The organism is Pantoea sp. B270, assembly GCF_018726825.1.
GTDB lineage: Bacteria > Pseudomonadota > Gammaproteobacteria > Enterobacterales > Enterobacteriaceae > Pantoea > Pantoea dispersa.
This window is the reverse complement of the sequence record NZ_JAHCSX010000001.1, coordinates 2,523,240-2,541,943: the sequence shown is the minus strand read 5'-3', so window position 1 is coordinate 2,541,943 and position 18,704 is coordinate 2,523,240. Positions and strand designations below refer to the sequence as shown.

The 18,704-nt window shown below is 60.2% G+C and carries 19 protein-coding genes; 5 read left to right on the top strand and 14 right to left on the bottom strand.

The genetic code is table 11. The features are described 5' to 3' along the window. Positions 1–12: 12 nt before the first annotated feature. From KOL70_RS12170 to KOL70_RS12150, 5 genes are read right to left on the bottom strand one after another with little or no spacing between them, the layout of a single operon-like run. Positions 13–513 (bottom strand): YbaK/EbsC family protein, encoded by a 501-nt coding sequence (locus KOL70_RS12170; RefSeq protein WP_058775617.1) that lies wholly within the window; start codon positions 511–513, stop codon positions 13–15. A gap of 26 nt (positions 514–539) precedes the next feature. Then, a complete protein-coding gene (locus KOL70_RS12165) occupies positions 540–1,340 on the bottom strand; it encodes a hypothetical protein (protein WP_159377278.1) in 801 nt (266 codons plus the stop codon). A 4-nt stretch (positions 1,341–1,344) separates the two neighbouring features. After that, positions 1,345–2,055 carry a class II glutamine amidotransferase gene (locus KOL70_RS12160; protein ID WP_058758189.1) on the bottom strand — a complete coding sequence of 237 codons (711 nt, stop codon included), beginning with the start codon at positions 2,053–2,055 and terminating at the stop codon, positions 1,345–1,347. After that, complete coding sequence (locus KOL70_RS12155; protein ID WP_058781872.1) at positions 2,043–3,320, bottom strand: acetyl-CoA carboxylase biotin carboxylase subunit family protein; 1,278 nt, start codon at positions 3,318–3,320, stop codon at positions 2,043–2,045. The genes KOL70_RS12160 and KOL70_RS12155 overlap by 13 nt, the downstream gene beginning before the upstream one ends. A gap of 17 nt (positions 3,321–3,337) precedes the next feature. Continuing rightward, the gene (locus KOL70_RS12150; RefSeq protein WP_021506897.1) at positions 3,338–4,804 is read right to left on the bottom strand and encodes a hypothetical protein; all 1,467 of its coding nucleotides are present in this window, start codon (positions 4,802–4,804) and stop codon (positions 3,338–3,340) included. Between the two features lie 171 nt (positions 4,805–4,975). On the opposite strand from KOL70_RS12150, the gene KOL70_RS12145 reads away from it, so the two are divergent. Next, complete coding sequence (locus KOL70_RS12145) at positions 4,976–6,421, top strand: PLP-dependent aminotransferase family protein (protein WP_058775612.1); 1,446 nt, start codon at positions 4,976–4,978, stop codon at positions 6,419–6,421. Here KOL70_RS12145 and KOL70_RS12140 read toward each other — a convergent pair. The 9 genes from KOL70_RS12140 to KOL70_RS12100 all read right to left on the bottom strand — a co-directional run bounded on the left by KOL70_RS12140 (position 6,418) and on the right by KOL70_RS12100 (position 15,690). Next, positions 6,418–7,665: a valine--pyruvate transaminase gene (locus tag KOL70_RS12140; RefSeq protein WP_215480713.1), complete on the bottom strand. Its 1,248-nt coding sequence runs from the start codon at positions 7,663–7,665 to the stop codon at positions 6,418–6,420. The two genes, KOL70_RS12145 and KOL70_RS12140, sit on opposite strands and share 4 nt — an antisense overlap. Before the next feature lie 80 nt (positions 7,666–7,745). Then, positions 7,746–8,720, bottom strand: coding sequence for a glyoxylate/hydroxypyruvate reductase GhrB (gene ghrB / locus KOL70_RS12135; RefSeq protein WP_215480712.1), 975 nt, complete (start codon positions 8,718–8,720; stop codon positions 7,746–7,748). A gap of 66 nt (positions 8,721–8,786) precedes the next feature. Beyond that, a complete protein-coding gene (locus KOL70_RS12130; protein WP_021506893.1) occupies positions 8,787–10,070 on the bottom strand; it encodes an MFS transporter in 1,284 nt (427 codons plus the stop codon). A 175-nt stretch (positions 10,071–10,245) separates the two neighbouring features. Then, entirely contained in the window at positions 10,246–11,193 is a 948-nt protein-coding gene (locus tag KOL70_RS12125; protein ID WP_215480711.1) for a sugar kinase, read from the bottom strand. Between the two features lie 10 nt (positions 11,194–11,203). Next, entirely contained in the window at positions 11,204–11,953 is a 750-nt protein-coding gene (locus KOL70_RS12120; RefSeq protein WP_127833462.1) for a sugar phosphate isomerase/epimerase, read from the bottom strand. 158 nt (positions 11,954–12,111) lie between these two features. Further along, positions 12,112–13,137, bottom strand: a complete 1,026-nt coding sequence (locus KOL70_RS12115; RefSeq protein WP_058758181.1) for a LacI family DNA-binding transcriptional regulator — start codon at positions 13,135–13,137, stop codon at positions 12,112–12,114. A gap of 58 nt (positions 13,138–13,195) precedes the next feature. Beyond that, on the bottom strand, positions 13,196–14,200 hold the full coding sequence (locus tag KOL70_RS12110) for a LacI family DNA-binding transcriptional regulator (protein WP_159377260.1): 1,005 nt from the start codon (positions 14,198–14,200) through the stop codon (positions 13,196–13,198). A gap of 157 nt (positions 14,201–14,357) precedes the next feature. Next, positions 14,358–15,020, bottom strand: a complete 663-nt coding sequence (locus tag KOL70_RS12105) for an OmpA family lipoprotein (RefSeq protein ID WP_021506888.1) — start codon at positions 15,018–15,020, stop codon at positions 14,358–14,360. A gap of 109 nt (positions 15,021–15,129) precedes the next feature. Then, the gene (locus tag KOL70_RS12100) at positions 15,130–15,690 is read right to left on the bottom strand and encodes a DNA-3-methyladenine glycosylase I (protein ID WP_058781878.1); all 561 of its coding nucleotides are present in this window, start codon (positions 15,688–15,690) and stop codon (positions 15,130–15,132) included. Positions 15,691–15,877: 187 nt separating this feature from the next. Here KOL70_RS12100 and KOL70_RS12095 point away from each other — a divergent pair, with 187 nt between their 5' ends. From KOL70_RS12095 to dnaC, 4 genes are all read left to right on the top strand, one after another. Continuing rightward, positions 15,878–16,567: an autotransporter domain-containing protein gene (locus tag KOL70_RS12095; RefSeq protein WP_058781879.1), complete on the top strand. Its 690-nt coding sequence runs from the start codon at positions 15,878–15,880 to the stop codon at positions 16,565–16,567. Between the two features lie 78 nt (positions 16,568–16,645). Continuing rightward, positions 16,646–17,323: a hypothetical protein gene (locus tag KOL70_RS12090; RefSeq protein WP_059010246.1), complete on the top strand. Its 678-nt coding sequence runs from the start codon at positions 16,646–16,648 to the stop codon at positions 17,321–17,323. A 101-nt stretch (positions 17,324–17,424) separates the two neighbouring features. Next, on the top strand, positions 17,425–17,961 hold the full coding sequence (gene dnaT, locus KOL70_RS12085; RefSeq protein ID WP_021506884.1) for a primosomal protein DnaT: 537 nt from the start codon (positions 17,425–17,427) through the stop codon (positions 17,959–17,961). Continuing rightward, positions 17,961–18,701 (top strand): DNA replication protein DnaC, encoded by a 741-nt coding sequence (gene dnaC, locus KOL70_RS12080; RefSeq protein WP_021506883.1) that lies wholly within the window; start codon positions 17,961–17,963, stop codon positions 18,699–18,701. Before dnaT ends, dnaC begins: the two co-directional genes overlap by 1 nt. Positions 18,702–18,704: the final 3 nt, after the last annotated feature.

The following is an 18,704-nucleotide window of genomic DNA, read 5'->3' as shown; positions in this document are numbered from 1 at the left end:
TCAGCGCGGCAATCAGGCGGTTGCCGTCACCGGTGTGGCGATCTCTGCACCGCAGTCGTCGCCGATCAGTCGAAAATAATCATCCACATCCAAAGCAACCGAGCGGTCCAGCGCACCGGCGTTAAACCACAGCGTCCCGACATCACGCAGTCGCGCATCCACGCGCAGCGCCAGTCGGTCATCAAAACTAAACGGCGGCACCGCGCCCATCACACACTGCGTCAGCGCTTGTGCCTGCTCAGGGGTGGCAAACGTCGACTTCTTACCGCCAATGGCACGTGCGGCGTGTTTGAAGTTGATTTTGCAGTCGCCGGGTACGATCGCCAGCAGATAGCGCGGCGCGGCGCCGTCCGGCATGGTGACTTCCAGCACCATCGCTTTGGCCGCCTGCTGGAGATCGTTTCCGCGGATGGCGCTGATTACCTCGGTCTGGCCGATGGCCTCATGCTCCACCACGCGGTAGCGGGCCTGCTGCGCATCCAGCAGCGCGATCACTTTGTCATAGGTTGTCATACTGTCTTCCTCGTCTAAGGCCGGGATTAACTCCAGGCAATGGCGTGCTTCATTTTTTTGTCGGTCAGGCCAAAGAAAAAGCCCATGGTGATGCGCGTGTCGCCCTCAACGCGATCGATTTCATGATAAAACGCGGGATTAAACAGATAGATATCGCCACTGCGCGGCGCGAACTCACAGGTCTCGCTGCCGGCGATGACGCCGCTCTGGTAGCCCAGCTCGCCGGGCGTTTTAAAGCGCTCGTCTTCCGGCTGCCATTTCTTATTGAAGATGCGCAGCGCGCCGCCGGCGTTGCACTCCTGCAGGCACACGACGCAGCTCAGCTGATGCAGAATGTGCGTCACCGCCAGACCGCTGCCAGCGGCATCGCGCACGATGTTGTCGTTATGCAGCGGATTAGCGACGCCGTCAGCGTGGAAACGCACAATCGAGCCGGCGTAATCACCCAGTGCCGGTTCGGTGGCGGTTTGCAGACTCTCAAGGCGCAGCGCATGCTGCACCCAGTGGTAAATCTGCGCGCGCAGGGCGTGCAGCGAGGCCGGCAGCGCCGGCTGGATGTCGCGCAGTTCGGTGAAATAGTTTTCCGGCGCGGCGGTGTGCTTCGCCAGATACGGGCCGAGCGTGGTCAGCGCGCCATTTGGATAGTGAGAAACCCGTACCTGCTCGCGGCACTGCTGGAGATCAGCCACCACCGCGTTGCGCACCTCTGGCGTGAGGAAATTGCGCAGCACCAGCAGCGGCACGCGCGCGGTGACGATGTCATCCAGCCAGGTGCTTTCGACGAACATGTTGGGGTTAATGACGCGAATCTGATTGAAAATGGCCATGGGTTCACTCTCCAAAAGGAATTTCATGAAGTTCATGGTTGCTCATACGGTGCCATGCTGACGCCGTGCCCAGTGTTGAAACAGGTTCAGAGGAGATAAAGGTGCTGTTGTTCTGCTGACAACGATGCAGGGTGAAATAGTCGGGGTAAGGCGTGTCATCAGGATGCCATTGCCACGCCCAGGCCTTCTCGCGGGTGACGAAAATGGCGTTTGCCGCGCTGCCACCCGGCGCCACCCGGGCCATTTTTTCGCGCAGATAGTCGCGGGTGAAATCGGCGGGCGTCACACGGTCGACGATATATTCCAGATATTCAGCGGAATCAAAGCGCGACTGCGCCATGCCGAGCTGCGCATAGACGGTCGGCAAAAAGCCGTTGTGCATCATGTACCACTGGGTGGTGCCGCTGGTGCGCCGCAGCGGATGGGAGAACGCAATGCCCTGGTTTTTGCTGAGCGTGGCGTGACGCACGTGCACCGCCAGAAAGCGGCTGTGCTGCATGCGCGTGACGTCAATGCCTGGCAGTGCTTCGGCAAAGGTGCCGGTGCCATGCAGCGTACGGATCTGACCGTGCTCCAGCCACAGACAGCCCCAGCCGTTGGGATGTTGTTTAATCGGGCCATCGTGCGCGGCGGTTTCACCGCAGCTCATGGCGCGTGCGGCGTCCAGTACCGCAGCGGCGTCAAACTGGCCGTGTGCCAGAATCATTCTGCACATAGTAAATCTCTCCGTGAGGTCAAAGCGGGAACAGCAAGAAGGGCGTGAAACACCGCCAGAATTTCGTCGCGGCTGGCGGCAGGCAGACGCAGCGTAGCGAGAATCCCGGCGTGGCGCGTCAGATCGGCGTACAGCGATGAGCGCGGCGAGACCTCCAGCGCCGGTAAGTTGAGCGGCGGTAACAGCTGGCCGCGCTGGTGCTCGGCAATCCAGCGCCCGGCGGCGTCATACTGCAGCCGCTGGCGCAATCGCAGCCGGCCGACGGCCTGTGACGGTGCGGCGAAGTGCAGTTCAGGCAGGCCGCGTCCGGCTTCAACCTGAAAGGCCACCTCGGCCCAGTTGATGCCGGTGACCTCTTCCACCAGGTTCACCACGCCCATGCCGGACAGGCGAAAGCCCATTTCGAGAAAGTGCGGCTCGCCGTTCACCATAATGAAATCAATGTGGAAAGCGCCGCGCCGGTAGCCGAAGGTTTCACAGCAGAAGCTCATCAGGCTGGTGAAGGCGGCGGGCAGCTGCTGCGCCGCCATTGCCACATGGCCGGATTCGTAAAAGCTGATACAGCCGTCGGCCTCGGTATGCTGCTCAATCACCTTCTGGCAGCAGGTCAGCGCCACCGCGTGTCCATTCTCCACCACGCCCTGCAGCGAATATTCGTCGCCGGCCAGCCAGCTTTCGACGATAAAGCCGGTAAAGCCGCGTCCGCCATAGTTCATGGTGTCGAGCAGCCGGGCAATCACCGCATCCAGCTGGCTGGCCTCTTCCACCAGCCAGATGCCCAGCCCGCCGCCGCCGTCGACCGGTTTAATCACGCAGGGATAAAGCAGCGCATCCCGCGCATCGCCAATGCTGAGCGGTGAGGCAAAGAAGCGAAACTCCGGCTGTGGAAAACGCGGCCAGGCTTTGCGCAGCGCCATGCGCTGTGCATATTTATCCGGCGGGATAAAACCCGGACCGGCATCCGGGCCGGCCAGCAGTTCACGCACCCGGCCAGCGCTGGCGTTGTAAGCCTCAAAACCGGCCAGCACCACCTGTGGATGCTCCAGCAGACCGGCGTGCAGACAGGCATTGAGGACATCCCACGGATTTTCCGGGCGATCGAGACGCACAATCAGATCGAACGGCAGGGCGATGCTGAGCGATTGATAGTCGACAAAATCCCCCATTTCGGCCAGTACGGTAAAATAGCCTTCGCGTTTTGCCACCGCGCAGTAGGGATTTTGCCCGTCGCGCGTGGCACCAATCTGCAGAAAAATCTTTCTCATCGCGTCGCCTTACCGGGTTAACGCCCGGAAATCACTTCAGTAACGATGTCCTGTAACGCACCGTTGTTAACCTGAATCACCGCTTTGTGCGGGTCGAAACGCAACACGCGCGACAGCGCATCGCCGCGCGCGCCGTCCAGCAGCGAACTCACCGCCGCGCTGCGCCAGCAGTGCCGCATCTGCGCCACGCTGAGGCCAGACAGCTGCGTGAGCTGCTGCGCCAGCGCCACATCCTCGCTCTCTCCGCTCAGCAAGGCGCGCACCGCGGCTTCCTCCGGCGCGGCCGGCAGCTGCAGCAGCCAGGCTTTCAGCTGCTGGCCGCCGGCGATAAACGGTGAATAGATCATGCATACCAGCTGGGTTTCACTGAGGCCGAAAGCGTCGAGTGCGAACTGCGCGGCGCGCTGGCGTGCGCGGGCAATCGCGGCATCATCCTGATAGCGCGCGGCCATCTCATCGATCAGCTGCGGCGGGAAGTCCTTCTGCACCATCAGGCCGAGCGCAAAGCGCACATATTCGCGAATGCCTTCGGCGTAGCTGCGCTGCAACAGCGTCTCCGCACGCAGACCGCGAATATGTGCCATTAACGTCGGGTTGCCGCAGTCCGACTCGGAGAAGCTGAACATCAGCTCATCGAAGCGGAAATGCATGAATTCGGTCAGCAGCGCCCAGTGCGCGCCAGCCTCATAAGCGGTGTCCTGATAGATGTTGAAGAACAGCGGGTCGCGCGCCAGCTGCCAGGTAATGCGATGTGCCGGCGTGACCTGGTCAGCGCCGTAAATGTCGGCGAAATAGCGCGCCGCCACGCCGTCCAGCGTGTGCAGAAAGCCGCTGAAGCCGCGCGACTTATCGGCCATCGGCGCATCAAACAGTTTTGACAGGTGGCGCGCCCACGCAAGGTAAGCGGTCTGTTCCTGCGGCGAATCGCCAGTGATGATCACATCGACGCCGCCATCGTAATGCGCCGCCAGGCCAAACGAATTCACCATGCTCAGGTTGCAGGCGTTGCAGAAGGTGGAGCGCGCGTCGGCACGGAAGCGGTGACCATTCATCAGCACATCGTCGCGGTTCTGCTGACGCACGCTCTGCGGCATCGGCAAATGGCGATCGAAGGGACGAATCTGCAGCCCGTCGGTCACCAGGCACTCGGTGAACGCGTCGTCATGGATACGCAGCGCACGATAGACGCGGTCGATGTTTTCCATCACGCTGTCGTTCATGGCGGCATGGCGGTTAGTGCTGATGCGCAGCTGAAACGTGCTGTTGCGCTGTTGCCAGATTAACCCCTGAATGTAACGTACGTAGGCCACCATATAGCTGCTGTCTTTGCCGCCGCCATAGGCCAGCAGTACGCGGTTACGTTCGGGATGGTCGGGATCGGGCAGGGCGGCGAGCAGTCGCTGAGCACAGTGCTGGGCGGAATCGAGAATCGCGGGCGTCAGGTATTCTTCAATTTCACTCATCATCGCGGACAGATTATTCATTTTTCACTTCATCCTTTGGCTAATAAAATCGCCGCTGCCGTGCGGGCGACAACGGGCTGGAAAACGGGCCACGAAGGTGCTGCGTGAAGCTGAATTAACAGATGCAGCCTAAAGTACTTTGAATGTAATCTGATGAATACGCACAGATCAGCACGATATGGGGTGGAACAGATGGCGGGTGAAACGCAGGAACAGGAGAGTCAGAGCAGTCGTTACCGTCAGATCGCTGAGCAGATAAAACAGGCCATTCACAGCGGATCGCTGCCGCCCGACAGCCGTTTGCCGTCGGTGCGCACGCTGGCGACGCAGTATCGCGTCAGCATGACCACTGCGCTGAAAACATTACGCACGCTGGAGGATGAGCACTACGCGGTGGCGCGGCCGAAGTCTGGCTTTTTTGTCGCACCGCGTCCCACAGAGAAAAAAGTGCCGGCGGTATTCAGCGAGCAGCCGCGCGAAGTAGCGCCGCTGGATGAGCAAACCGAACTGCACCTGGCGATGCTGGGATCGGACTGCCGCGTGCGGCTCGATCTGGCCAACGGCGACATCTCGCTCTATCCGGTGAAAAAAATTGGCCTGCTGATGCGGCAGATGGGTTACAGCAAACCGGCGCTGCTCGGTAATACGGTGAAAGGCACCGGCTATGCGCCGCTCAAGGCGGAAATTGCCCGGCGCGCGGTGGATTATGGCTGCAATATCAGCGCTGATGACATCCTGGTCACCAACGGCTGCATTGAGGCGATTTCGCTGGCGCTGCGCGCCACCACGCGGCCAGGCGATATCGTGGCGGTGGAGTCGCCGTGCTACTTCGTGCTGCTACAGATGCTGCACAACCTCAACCTGCGCGTCATTGAAGTGGAAGCCGGGCCGGAGGGTTACGTCAACGTCGCGAAACTCACCGGGCTGTTCCGGCGTAAAGCGGTGCAGGCCTATCTCACCATCAACAACATCAATAATCCGCTTGGCAAAAGTATTCCCAACGAGCACAAGGCGTATATCGCGCGCCAGGCCGATGAGAATGATGTGGTAATCATTGAGGACGATATCTTTGGCGATACGGCTTTCGGCGAGCGCCGGCCGTTTCCGATGCGCGCCTTCAGCCCCAATGCCATCCTGTGCAGCGGCTTTTCCAAAACTGTGGCGCCCGGCATCCGTATTGGCTGGGTGCACAGCACCAAGTACATGCGCAAAATCGCCTCGCTGAAGTACACCACCAGCATGGGCACGTCGGTGCTGTCGCAGGCGGCGATTGCCGAACTGCTGCGCAGCGGCGGTTACGATGCGCACCTGCGCAAGCTGCGGCGCGAACTGAAAAATCAGATCCACCATATGCGCCAGGCGGTGCTGCGCTACTTCCCGGCGGGCACGCGTGTGTCGGATCCAGAGGGCGGTTACGTGCTGTGGGTGGAGATGCCGCAACAGGCGCTGAACGTGCGCGCGCTGTTTCTCAAGGCGCGCAACGCGGGCATCGGCATCGCGCCTGGACACATCTTCGCCACCGATCACCGCTACGATCACTGCTTCCGGCTCAACGCCGGTTTTGGCTGGAATGCCGAAGTCGAACAGGCGATTCAGCAGCTGGCGCAGTGGTGCCAGCTGTCGTTAAGCGCGGATTAAGCGTTCCAGGCGTTATCCAGCTCTTCCGCCAGAATCTGTACCGCACGCTCAATTTTGTCGCTGTCCGGCACGTAATTCATGCGCATGCACTGATGGGTGTGCGGCCAGGCCTGTTCCAGCCCCGGGAAGAAGAAGTGGCCCGGCACCATCAGCACGCCGCGCGCTTTCAGGCGCTGATACAGCGCTTCGGTGCTGATTGGCAGGTCGCGGAACCACAGCCACAGGAAGATAGCGCCTTCCGGTTTGTGGATCAGGCAGCGATCTTCGCTGATATAGCGGCGAATAATGGCGATAGTTTCGCTAACTTTGGCCTGATAAAACGGTTTAATCACTTCCTGCGACAGGCGCAGCAGATCGCCACGCACAATCATCTCGGTGGCAATCGCCGGACCGATGCTGCCTGGCGCCAGGCTGATAATGCCGTTCATGTTACCAATGGCACTGATTGTGCTCTCATCGGCAATGATAATCCCGCAACGTGCGCCCGGCAGGCCCAGCTTCGACAGGCTCATGCATAGAATGGTGTTGGGGTTCCACAGCGGACGTGCCTCACTGAAGATGATGCCGGGGAACGGCACGCCGTAGGCGTTATCGATCAGCAGCGGGACGCCGTGCTGCTGTGCCAGCGCATCCAGCTGCAGCAGTTCGTGGTCGGTAATGACGTTGCCGGTTGGATTGGTCGGACGCGACACGCAAATCAGGCCAGTCTCATCATTCAGCGGCAGATGGTCGAAATCGACGTGGTATTTGAACTGGCCTTCCGGCAGCAGTTCAATGTTGGGTTTGGCGGAGATGAACAGATCCTCCTCCAGCCCGGCATCGGCATAGCCGAGGTATTCCGGCGCCAGCGGGAACAGCACGCGCTTTTTGCTGCCGTCGGCGCGGCGGCCGGCGAACAGATTAAACAGGTAAAAGAACGCGCTCTGGCTGCCGTTGGTGAGCGCGATATTTTGTGGCGTCACCGGCCAGCCGAGCTCCTCGCGCAGCAGCGTGGCTAGCGCCTCCAGCAGCAGCGCTTTGCCGCGCGGGCCGTCGTAGTTGCACAGCGCTTCGTTCAGCTTGCCGTCCTGATGCATCTGCAGCAGCAGCTGACTGAAATAATCATTGATGGCCGGAATCTGCGCCGGATTACCGCCGCCCAGCATGATCGTGCCAGGCGTGCGCAGCCCTTCGCCCATATCTTCCATCAGACGAGAGATGCCGGAATGTTGCGTAAATTTGTCGCCGAACTGAGAAAAAGCCATAGGAGGTAAAAACATTGTTATCAGGGGGAAGACCACCATAGCGCCCGCAACCGGCAGGCGCAATGGCTAAAGCCGTGGGATCAAGCCTGGACCTGCGGGTTAACGCAGTTTTTCTCCACTTTACCGCTCAGCGCGGCGATCAGGTTGTCGACCGCATCGCGCGCCATGCCGTAGCGCGTTTCATGCGTGGCAGAGCCGATGTGCGGCAGTGCGACCACGTTCGGCAGCGTGAGGATTTCCGTATCGGCCGGCACCGGCTCGACTTCAAACACATCCAGCCCGGCGGCGTGAATAGTGCCGTCTTTCAGTGCGGCGGTCAGCGCCTGCTCATCGACCACCGGACCGCGTCCGGCGTTGATCAGAATCGCGCTCGGCTTCATCAGTTTCAGCTGTTCCGCACCGATCATATGGTGCGTCTGCTCGGTCAGCGGCAGGCTGATGCAGACAAAATCGCTCTCTTTCAGCAGCGTTTCCAGATCGCAGGCGCGCGCGCCAAAGCGGGTTTCCGCCTCTTCATGCTGGCGGCGGGCGTTGTACAGAATGTTCATGCCGAAGCCAAAGTGCGCGCGCTGCGCCAGTGCCAGACCAATGCGGCCCATGCCGAGAATACCCAGCGTCTTGTGGTGTACGTCGATACCGAAGTGCTCAGCGTCGATACTCTTTTTCCATTCACCGGCTTTGACCCACTTATCCAGCTCGGTGACGCGACGCGCGGTGCTCAGCACCAGCGCCATCATGGTATCGGCCACGGTTTCGGTCAGTACGGTGGGCGTGTGCATCAGCAGAACATTGCGCTGGTTGAGCGCATCAACGTCAAAGTTGTCATAGCCGACGGAGACGGTAGAACAGGCACGCAGTGCCGGCATGCTGGCCAGCAGCTCATCATTCACTTTGCCGCCGGAGCCCAGCAGACCCTGCGCTGCGGCGAACTGCGCCGCATGCTGTTTCACCGTCTCCGGCGAGACATCTTTCACTTCCGTGACGCTGAAGTGCTGGTCCAGCTTGGCACGCAGGTCATCGGGCAGGCTCTTATACAGAATCACAGCAGGTTTCATTATTTGCTCCCTGTAGAACGTGTGACGGGCGACCTGAGTCGCCCGGAAAAGTCATCGCTTACGCTTTCAGGCGTGCTTCGCCCCGTGAATTGGCGGCGGCGTTTTGTTGGCCGCCGGTTTAACAATCAGCGTCAGCCACACCGACGCCAGTAGCGCAGCACCCATAAAGACATAGGAGGCGGCAGGACTGCCGGTCGCCCCATTAAGATAGCCTACGATCCATGAACCGATGAAGGAACCCAGTGCGCCCATACTGTTAATCAGCGCCATGGCACCGCCGGAAACATTGCGCGGCAGCATCTCCGGAATGATGGCGAAGAACGGGCCATACGGGGCGTACATCGCACCACCGGCAATCACCAGCAGCGCATACGACAGCCAGAAGTTGCTGGAGCCCACCATCCACGAGCCGAGGAACGCCAGTGCGCCAATCAGCAGCAGCGGCCAGACAAACAGCTTACGGTTTTGCGTCTTGTCCGACGCCCACGACACTACCAGCATGGCGATGGTCGCCACCAGATACGGTACCGCCGACAGCCAGCCCGCTTCGACCATGCCCATCTGCGTGCCGTTACGCAGAATCGACGGCAGCCACAGCACGAAACCGTACACGCCGATGCTCCAGGCAAAATATTGCAGGCACAGCAGGATAACGTTGCGGTTGCGGAAGGCTTCGCTGTAGTTGCGCACTGCTTTAATGTTCTCCTGCTCCTTCTGCAGCTGCGCCTGCAGCGCCGCTTTCTCTTCGTCGCTCATCCATTTGGCCTGGGCCGGTTTATCCTGCACCATAAACCACCAGGCAATTGCCCAGATCACCGCCGGGAAGCCCTCGATGATGAACATCTCGCGCCAGCCAAAGGAGTTAATCAGGTAGCCGGACACCACCGACATCCACAGCACCGTCACCGGGTTGCCGAGGATCAGGAAGGTATTCGCGCGTGAGCGCTCGGATTTGGTAAACCAGTTGCTGATGTAGATCAGCATCGCCGGCATCACCGCCGCTTCCACCACGCCGAGCACAAAGCGGATGGCGGCCAGCATCGGAATATTGCTGACGATACCGGTCAGCGAGGCGCAGCCGCCCCACAGAATCAGACACCAGAAAATCAGTTTTTTTACGCTGCGGCGCTCGGCATAGACCGCGCCGGGGATCTGAAAGAAGAAGTAGCCAAGGAAGAACAGGGCACCGAGCAGCGATGACATGCCTTTGGTGATGCCGAGATCCTCATTTATCCCTGCGGCAGAGGCGAAGCTAAAGTTCGCCCGGTCCAGATACGCCAGACTGTAGGTGATAAACACGATGGGCATGATATACCACCAGCGTTTTGGCGCGATTGTCTGCGATTTCATGGGTGACTCCTCTGGTTGAGGCGGGCGCATTCTGTGGATGCGTCTCGAAATTAGGGTGTAGAGATAGTTTTAGCGTATTGGCACGGCATCGTAGCGGCGCGATTCATCGCGCGTTGTTGACGTTGCGTCCTGCATGTGCGCAATAAATTGCGCCGCTACGGGTCCGTGCGTTTGTTTAATAATCGCCGAGCGCTGCGCGCGTCGGCAGACCTTCGCTGTCGCCGGCAACCTGAATCGCCAGCGAACCAATTTTGTTACCGCGCAGAATCGCCTGCGGCAGCGATTTCCCTTCCAGCAGTGCGCTGATCAGCCCGACCGCAAAGCCATCGCCCGCGCCGACGGTATCCACCACATTCTCCACGTGGATCGGCGCAATCTGGCCCTGTTCGCCCGCGGCGGTTTTATACCAGGCGCCGTCGCTGCCGGTTTTGATCACCACCGCCCGCACGCCTTTGTCGAGGTAGAAATCCGCGATCGCTTCAGGCTGACGGTAGCCGGTCAGAATCAGCCCCTCTTTTTCACCTGGCAGCACCCAGTCGGCGTATTCTGCCAGCAAATTCAGCTGCTTACGCATCTCTTCTTCACTGCGCCACAGCACCGGACGCAGATTAGGATCAAAGGAGATAGTTTTGCCGCGGGCGCGCATCTCTTTCGCCGCATGTTTAGCCAGCGCCAGCGAGCTATCGGAAAGCGCGGCGGCCACGCCGCTCAGATGCAGATGGCGCGCGCTGCCAAAATAGTTTTCGTCGAAATCATCCGGTGACAGGTGGCTGGCGGCGGAGCCTTTACGGAAATACTCCACTTCCGGATCGGAGCCGTCGTCTACGCGCGCTTTGAGCTGAAAACCGGTGCGATAGCGGTTATCAATGGTCACGCAGCGGTGGTCAACGTGCTCTATCGCCAGCTGCTGCAGGGTAAAACGGCCGAAGCTATCGTCGCCGACGCGGCTGACCCAGCCCACCTGCAAACCGAGGCGCGCCAGACCAATCGCCACGTTAAGCTCGGCACCGGCAATGCGCTTCGTGAACTGATCGGCTGCGGCGAGATCGCCGGTTTGCCCGGCAATAAACATCGCCATCGCTTCACCAATGGTGACGACATCCAGCTGAGAGGTGTGTGTCATGCTCAACTCCTTACACCGCGCGCAGCAGATCGACGTAGTGGCGGGTCACCGCCAGTAAATCTGCGCCGGCTAATGGGAACTCAATACCGCGCGGTGCATCGGCCGGCAGCGCCTGCAGCAGCGTGCGCCAGCTGTCGTCGGCGTCATCCAGCGCAATGGCGCGGAAGCTGTCACCGTGCGGCACCGCCGCCTTAACATGAATGTAGCTCACGTAGCGACTGAGCTGCGCCGCTGCCTGCAGGGCGTCCTCGCCGGTCCAGCGCCAGTTGCCCATGTCGAAGGTCATATCCAGCGGCAGCGCGGCATCGCAGGCGTGATGGAAGAAGTGCAGCATCGGCGTGAGTTTGCTGTCGGGCGTCTGATCGTTCTCCACCACCAGCGTGACGTGCGAGCCGGCCAGCACTTCAACCAGCTGGCGATCGGCCAGCGAGACATAGTGACCCAGCGCCAGCTTGAGGCGCTGAGCGCCCAGCAGCTCAGCTTCCTGCAGGAACTGCGCCAGACGTGGATTGAGCGCACCGTCCGCCTGCCACAGCGCTTCCGGCACTGAATAGCTGACGCTGAGCTGATGCTGACGCAGCGCGTCGCCGAGCGTATGCAGCTGGCACAATTCGTCGTCGCTGAACAGCTCGCGGCGGATCTCGACGCCATCGGCACCGGCTGCTTTAATCAGCGGCAGCAGCGCTGCCTGGCCGCCCAGTTCTGCCACCTTGTGCGCGCCGTAGGCAGCCGTGACCACAATAATTTCCGCTTTCGACATCTTTCCTCCAGCCTGTCTCGCTGTACTGCCCGCCGCACTGTTTTGCGCCGGACAGCACGTTAATGTGCTGTAAAAAGCTTAATGGAACCGGTTCCAAAGGAAAGTAGCAGAGTGCGGAATTATGATCCTGCTCACGAAGTGAGCCGTGAAAAGCGGGATTAGCGCAGCGGCTGGCTGGAGCCGCGCACAATCAGTTCACCGGAGAAAACCTGCTCGCGAATCGGCTGTTCGCTGCCTTCGATACGCGCGATCACCTGCTCCAGCGCGGCATAGCCGATCTGCCAGGTGGGCTGCTTCAGCGTGGTGATACCGACGCCAGCCAGCGCCGCCCACTCCAGTTCGTCAAAGCCCAGCAGGCCAATGCTCTCGCCCCAGCGCAGCGTCAGGCGCTGTAACGCCCGCGCCACCTGTAGCGTCAGCGCACCGTTGGCGGCCATCACCGCGCAGCGTTTGCCCGGATGGCGCTGATGAAACGCCTGCAGCACCTGTTCCAGCTGCGCCGGCTGATGCAACACCACTTCGGCATTCTCTGCCACCACCTGTGGCGCGCCGCTGATGGTATCAAAGAAGGCGGCGAGACGTTCGCGGCGGGTATTGACGCTGCCGAGCGGTTCACTGAGAAACAGCAGCGCTTCATAGCCGTTATCCAGCAGATGCCGGGTGGCGATGCGGGCGGCCTCCGGGTTGTTGAGCCCGACCACGTCGCAGGCGAAGTCGGGAATTTTGCGGTCAATCAGCACCATTGGCAGCATCGACTGCTGCAGACGGTTGAGCACCTCTTCGTGCATCCCGACCGCATTCACCACAATGCCTTCCACCTGATAGCTGCTGAGCAGCTGCAGGTAGTGCTGTTCGAGGTCAACTTCGTTGTTGGTGTTACACATCAGCAGCGTGAAGCCGCGCGCGCGGCAGGCGGCTTCAATGCCGCTCAGCACATCCACCGAGTAGGGGTTGGTGATATCGGCAATGATCAGGCCTATCAGCCGGGTGCGGCCGCGTTTGAGTCCGCGCGCCATCTGGCTGGGGCGGTAGTTGAGGTCGGCAATCGCCTGTTCGATACGGGCTTTCAGATCCGGCGAAAGCAGATGAACTTCGCCATTAAGATAGCGGGAAACGCTGGTTTTACCGGTTTTTGCCGTGCGGGCAACGTCACTGATTGTGGCTCGTGGCGGCCTGGTTTTCATCACATACACCTGATTAATTGCATCAGGCGAAGACTATCACAGCGCGGCACCCGCGCAATCACTGTGCGTCAGAAGTGAGGCGCAGCATTGGCTGCCACAGCGTCTGTAACTGCGCGGGCGGCGCGCCCTCCAGCAGCTGCAGCACCATTTCGGCGACGCGTTCGCCAATCCGCTGCTGTGATGATTGCAGAATCGCGTTGACCGGTTGCGTGATAATCGAGTCGTGCGGCAAACCATCGTACACGTACAGGGGAATTGCCTGCGCGCCGCTCAGACGCCCGGCCTGCTGCAGGGCAATCGCTGCGCCTTCGCCGAGCGGGCTGCAGTCGGTGATGATGGCGTCAGGCTGGATATCGTGCGCCAGCCAGGCGCGGGTTTGCTGATAGCCTGCGCGGCGCGAGGGCGGCAGCGCGGCCATCCAGCCAGCCTGCTGCGCGCAGGGCGTGGCGGGCAGCGCGTCGATAAACCCCTGCCGGCGGTCAAGAATGTAGGTGCTGGGCTCGTTACCGCCGAGATAAGCGATGCGCGTATAGCCCTGCTGCTGACAGTGCTGCGCCGCCAGTAGCGTTCCGGCATGGTTATCATAATCAAACCAGGCGTAAGGCTGCGGCAGCTGACTGCGCCCCAGCGTAAGAAAGCGAAAACCCTTCTGCTGCAGGCGCTGCAATCGCACATCCTGCGGCGTGGTATGGGTGACAATCAGCGCGTCCAGCATGCCGCTGCGCAGCATGCGCAGCAAATTGCGCTGCTGATCCTGCGGTTTGTCGGGGAGCAACAGCAGATCGATCTCGTGCAGGGCAAGGCGCTGATCGAGCGTCAGCAGCATTTCACTGTAGTAGCTGTCGTTGAGTGAGGCATTGCTGACCGGAAACACCAGCCCGACCGCATTGGCACGGCCGGTCTTCAGGCGACGCGCGGCGGCATTCGGGCGATAACCGCGCCGGTCGGCTTCCTCTTCGATGCGTTTGCGGGTAGCAGCGGCGACATCATCAAACCCATTCAGCGCGCGGCTCACGGTGGTCACAGAGAGGCCAAGGGCGGAGGCGATAGCTTTGAGTGACATGATGGCATTCCACTGATCAAATTTTGATCACGCTAGCATAAAGTCATCGCTGGCTCTATCGTGCTGCGACGTTTACGCGTTATCTGCTGCTTTGCGCGTCAATAAGCGCGTAAAAACACGTCAAAAGCCGGCCTGCAGCGGCAGACCGGCCTGTGCCTTAGCCCAGCGGACTCAGGGTAATTTCGACGCGACGGTTTTGTGCTTTACCGGCTTCGGTGCTGTTGCTGGCGACCGGGTTATCCGGGCCCATGCCCTGGGTACGCAGGCGGTTCTGCGCCACGCCCTGCACGATCAGCGCGCTGGCAACGCTTTCTGCACGCTGCTGCGACAGGCGCATGTTCAGCGCGCGCGTGCCGGTGCTGTCGGTAAAGCCGACCACGTTGACGGCGGTTTTCGGATACTCTTTCAGCACCATCGCCACGCCGGTCAGCGTATTCGCGCCGGCCGGTTTCAGGTTGGCGCTGCTCGAGTCAAAGGTCACGTTATTCGGCATGTTCAGCACGATGTTATCGCCCTGACGCGTTACGCTGACGCCGGTGCCGCGCATCTTGTCGCGCAGTTTGGCTTCCTGCACATCCATGTAATAGCCGACGCCGCCGCCCAGTGCCGCACCGGACGCTGCGCCAATCAGCGCACCTTTACCGCGATCTTTCTTCGACGAAGAGAGCACGCCCACGCCAGCGCCCAGCACCGCGCCCAGACCCGCGCCGATGCCCGATTTCCCGGCCTGCGATTCGCCGGTATAAGGATTGGTGGTACAACCCGACAGCGCCACGCTGCCGCTCATTAACAAGGCCAGCGCCAGTACACGCTTTTTCATGAAAAAGTCCCTCATACGGAAACGGGGAAAATGCCCCAAAACGGCACTATTATGCCGTTCAATGATGGGGAAATTCGTGAGGCGCAGTCTTAATTTGTAAACTTTTGCCTTAAAGATTATCGGGATGGCAGAAACAGCTGGTTTGATGATCGTTTATCAGCCCGCAGGCCTGTAAAAAAGAGTGGCAGGTTGTAGGCCCGACGAATTTAAAACCACGCTTCTTAAGCGCTTTAGACAGCGCAATGGCCGGTTCGGAGGTGGTGGGCGCCAGTTTATAATCCGCATAACGGTGCAAAATCGGCTGGTTATCGACAAATGACCAGATAAAGCGGGAAAAGTCTTCACCGGTGGCCTCCAGCGCCAGCAGCGCTTTGGCATTATTGATGATGGCTTCCAGCTTGCCGCGATGGCGGATCAAACCGCTGTTCTGCAGCAGGCGCAGCAGATCGGCCTCATCCATCAGCGCCACCGCCTGCGGATCAAAATCATGAAACGCCTGGCGGTAGTTCTCGCGCTTTTTCAGCACGGTGATCCATGACAGGCCAGCCTGTTGCCCCTCCAGACACAGCATCTCAAATAAGGCGCGCTTATCGGTCTGCGGCACGCCCCATTCCGTGTCGTGGTACGCCAGATAAAGCGCATCCTGTGTTACCCAGCCACATCGCTGCATTGCATCACTCCCTAAGCATGAGGAAAAAGCGGTCAGTCGCTTGACGTTTGAAAGAATCGATTAATAGTTAATCAATGGGTGCCGATAATAACGTCATGGACGTTCGCGCTGCAACCGGGTGAACGCTTCAGGATCATCATCAATTTCAAGGCCAACCCGATCCCTTCCGGCTCGTCAGGAGTCTTTCATGTGGCAGAACAGTCAGCGGACCGGCCAGCGTCTCCTTGCGCTGGCCTTTAGCGGTGGGTGGCTACTGGTGGCGGCCCTGCCGGCGCACGCCTGGGATCAGGCCAGCGAGAGCAGCGCGCCGGATTACAATGCGATACTTGCCGAAAAAATTTCCAGTAATCATCTGATGTTGACAGAAAACCGCGAGAGCGATTTGCTTGATGCCGCGCTCAATCCGCCCGGCGGCGGCATGGCGCTGCACAGCGAAACGGCCAGCGTCGGCAACTCGCCGCTGGTGAACCGCTACTCGGCAGGCTGGAACCTGCCGATGAATGACCGCCTGCGCACCGGTCCGGTGGCGCAGTTTGCTGTCGATGATTCCACCCTGAGCTGCGCCGCCTGCGCGCCGGTCGATCGTAATAACGCCGAACACATCGCTTCACTGGGCTGGCGCGTGGATTCCAGTTTTGGCTGGATATCGCCGTGGGCGCAGGTGAGTTACAGCCATCAGCTCAGCTTCGACGGCACGGCCGCGCCACGCGATCGGCCGGAAGAGATGAACCGGGAAACGAACTGGATGGATGTCAGCGTCGGTGCCCGTCTGCCGCTCGGCCAGAACATGGCAGCGTTCGCCTCCTTTGCCCAGACCGGCGCGGTCAGCAGCGGCGAACAGTTCATTTACAACCTCGGCGTCAGCGCCAGCTTCTGAAGCGGCATGAAATGAGAAGTGGTGCCAGCCAGCGGAAATATAATAAGCGCGCTAATTATTTTCTGATTTGGTATCACAATGCGCGAAAACATTATTCTTATTAGCCGCGAACTGGCGGCCTTTATCATCAGTGGATTGGTGCTGGTCTTCTGTATGGCGATGGTCTACATCGACGTCAACTGGATGAACGATGCACTGCACGAAACCTCTTTCACCGAAGCGACACAGGAGCTGATGCTGGCGGCCATTGCCGCACTGTTCTTCCTCGCCGCCTGGCAGCGACCGCAGCAGCGCAGCGCGCTGATCCTGGTCGGTGGCTTCTTCAGCTGCATGCTGATTCGTGAAATGGATTTTCTGTTCGACGTGGTGCAACACGGCGCATGGCTGTGGTTTGCGCTGGCAACGACCGCGGCCTCGCTGGCGATGGCGCTGCGTCAGCCGCGGCAAATCCTGCCGGGCCTGGCGGCACTGCTGCAGCATCGCAGCTGGCAAATGATGGCCGCCGGGCTGCTGGCGGTGCTGGTGTTCTCGCGGCTGTTTGGCATGCATGAGCTGTGGCAGCAACTGATGCTGGATGGCTATAACCGCGTGGTGAAGAACATGGCGGAAGAGGGCAGCGAGCTGTTTGGCTACAGCCTGTGTCTGGTGGCATCGCTGCGCTATCTGTGGCAAACCCGCCCGGCGCTGGCAACGGCCCGCGCCAGCCGTCGCGTGGTCAGCATTGAGGCGGCTGAAGCGCACTTCGCCTCGCGCTAAATCCGCGCGGTTTTATGGCGATCCCCGGTGCTAAAACAGGTACACTGACCGCTTAGCACCGGGTCGCCGGTGCACCGGGTGAGTCAACGTCAGGTTTCTTCATGTCAGTCAAAATCTTATCTTCAACGCTGGTGGGGCTGGACGGCTTTTGCCACGATCCCCTCACCACGCTGCAGCAGGCCGATAACGGCACGCTGGCGGTGCTGCACAACAATGTTCCGGCGTTTTACGCGATCACGCCGCAGCGCCTCGCGCACCTGCTGGCGCTGGAAGCAGCGGCGCAGCAGCCGAATGATGTCACGCTGGACGACAGCCTGTTTCACAGCGACGCCGCGCCAATCGCCGTGCCGGTGGGCAAGTTCGCCATGTATCCGGGCTGGCAGCCGGACAGCGACTTCCAGCGCCAGGCGGCGATCTGGGGCGTGGCGCTGAGCGAGCCGGTGACCGCCGCAGAGCTGGCGGCTTTCGTCGCCTACTGGCAGGCGGAAGGCCGGCTGTTTCACCATGTACAGTGGCAGCAGAAACTGGCGCGCAGCGTGCAGATGAACCGCGCCGCCAACGGCGGTCAGCCAAAGCGCGATATCACCCAGATCAGCAATACTGATTATGATATTCCCGATGGATTCCGAGGTGAGTAATGAAAACGCCGAACGATCTTTTCAGTCGCCTGAAAAAAATCATGCCCGCGGATGTGCAGCCAAAGTTTAAAAACGGCGCCGAGCTGCTGGCGTGGAATCAGGAGCAGGGCCGGCTGCGCTCAGAAGCGATTGTGCGCGAAAACCGCGCCATGAAGATGCAGCGCATCATGGGCCGCTCCGGCATCCGTGAGTTGCACATGAACTGCTCGTTCGACAACTACCGCGTCGAAAATGACGGCCAGCGCAAGGCGCTCAGTCTGGCGCGTGAATACGCCGCCGGGTTTGAGAACAGCATCGCCAGCTTTGTCTTCTCCGGCCGTCCTGGCACCGGTAAAAACCATCTGGCGGCGGCGATTGGTAACGATCTGATTCTGCGCGGCAAAAGCGTGCTGATTGTCACGGTGGCCGATCTGATGTCGAGCATGAAAGGCACCTTCAGCGGCGGCAGCGACCTGACCGAAGAGCGGCTGCTGCAGGATCTCAGCCATGTCGATCTGCTGGTGATTGATGAGATCGGCATGCAGAGCGAATCGCGCTACGAGAAAGTGATCATCAATCAGATTGTTGATCGCCGTTCGTCGTCAAAGCGGCCGACCGGCATGCTCTCCAACCTCGATCCGGCCGGCATGAACACGCTGCTTGGCGAACGGGTGATGGATCGCATGCGCCTCGGTAATAGCCTGTGGGTGCGTTTTGACTGGGAAAGTTACCGCAGCCGCGTGCGCGGTGACGAGTACTGATAC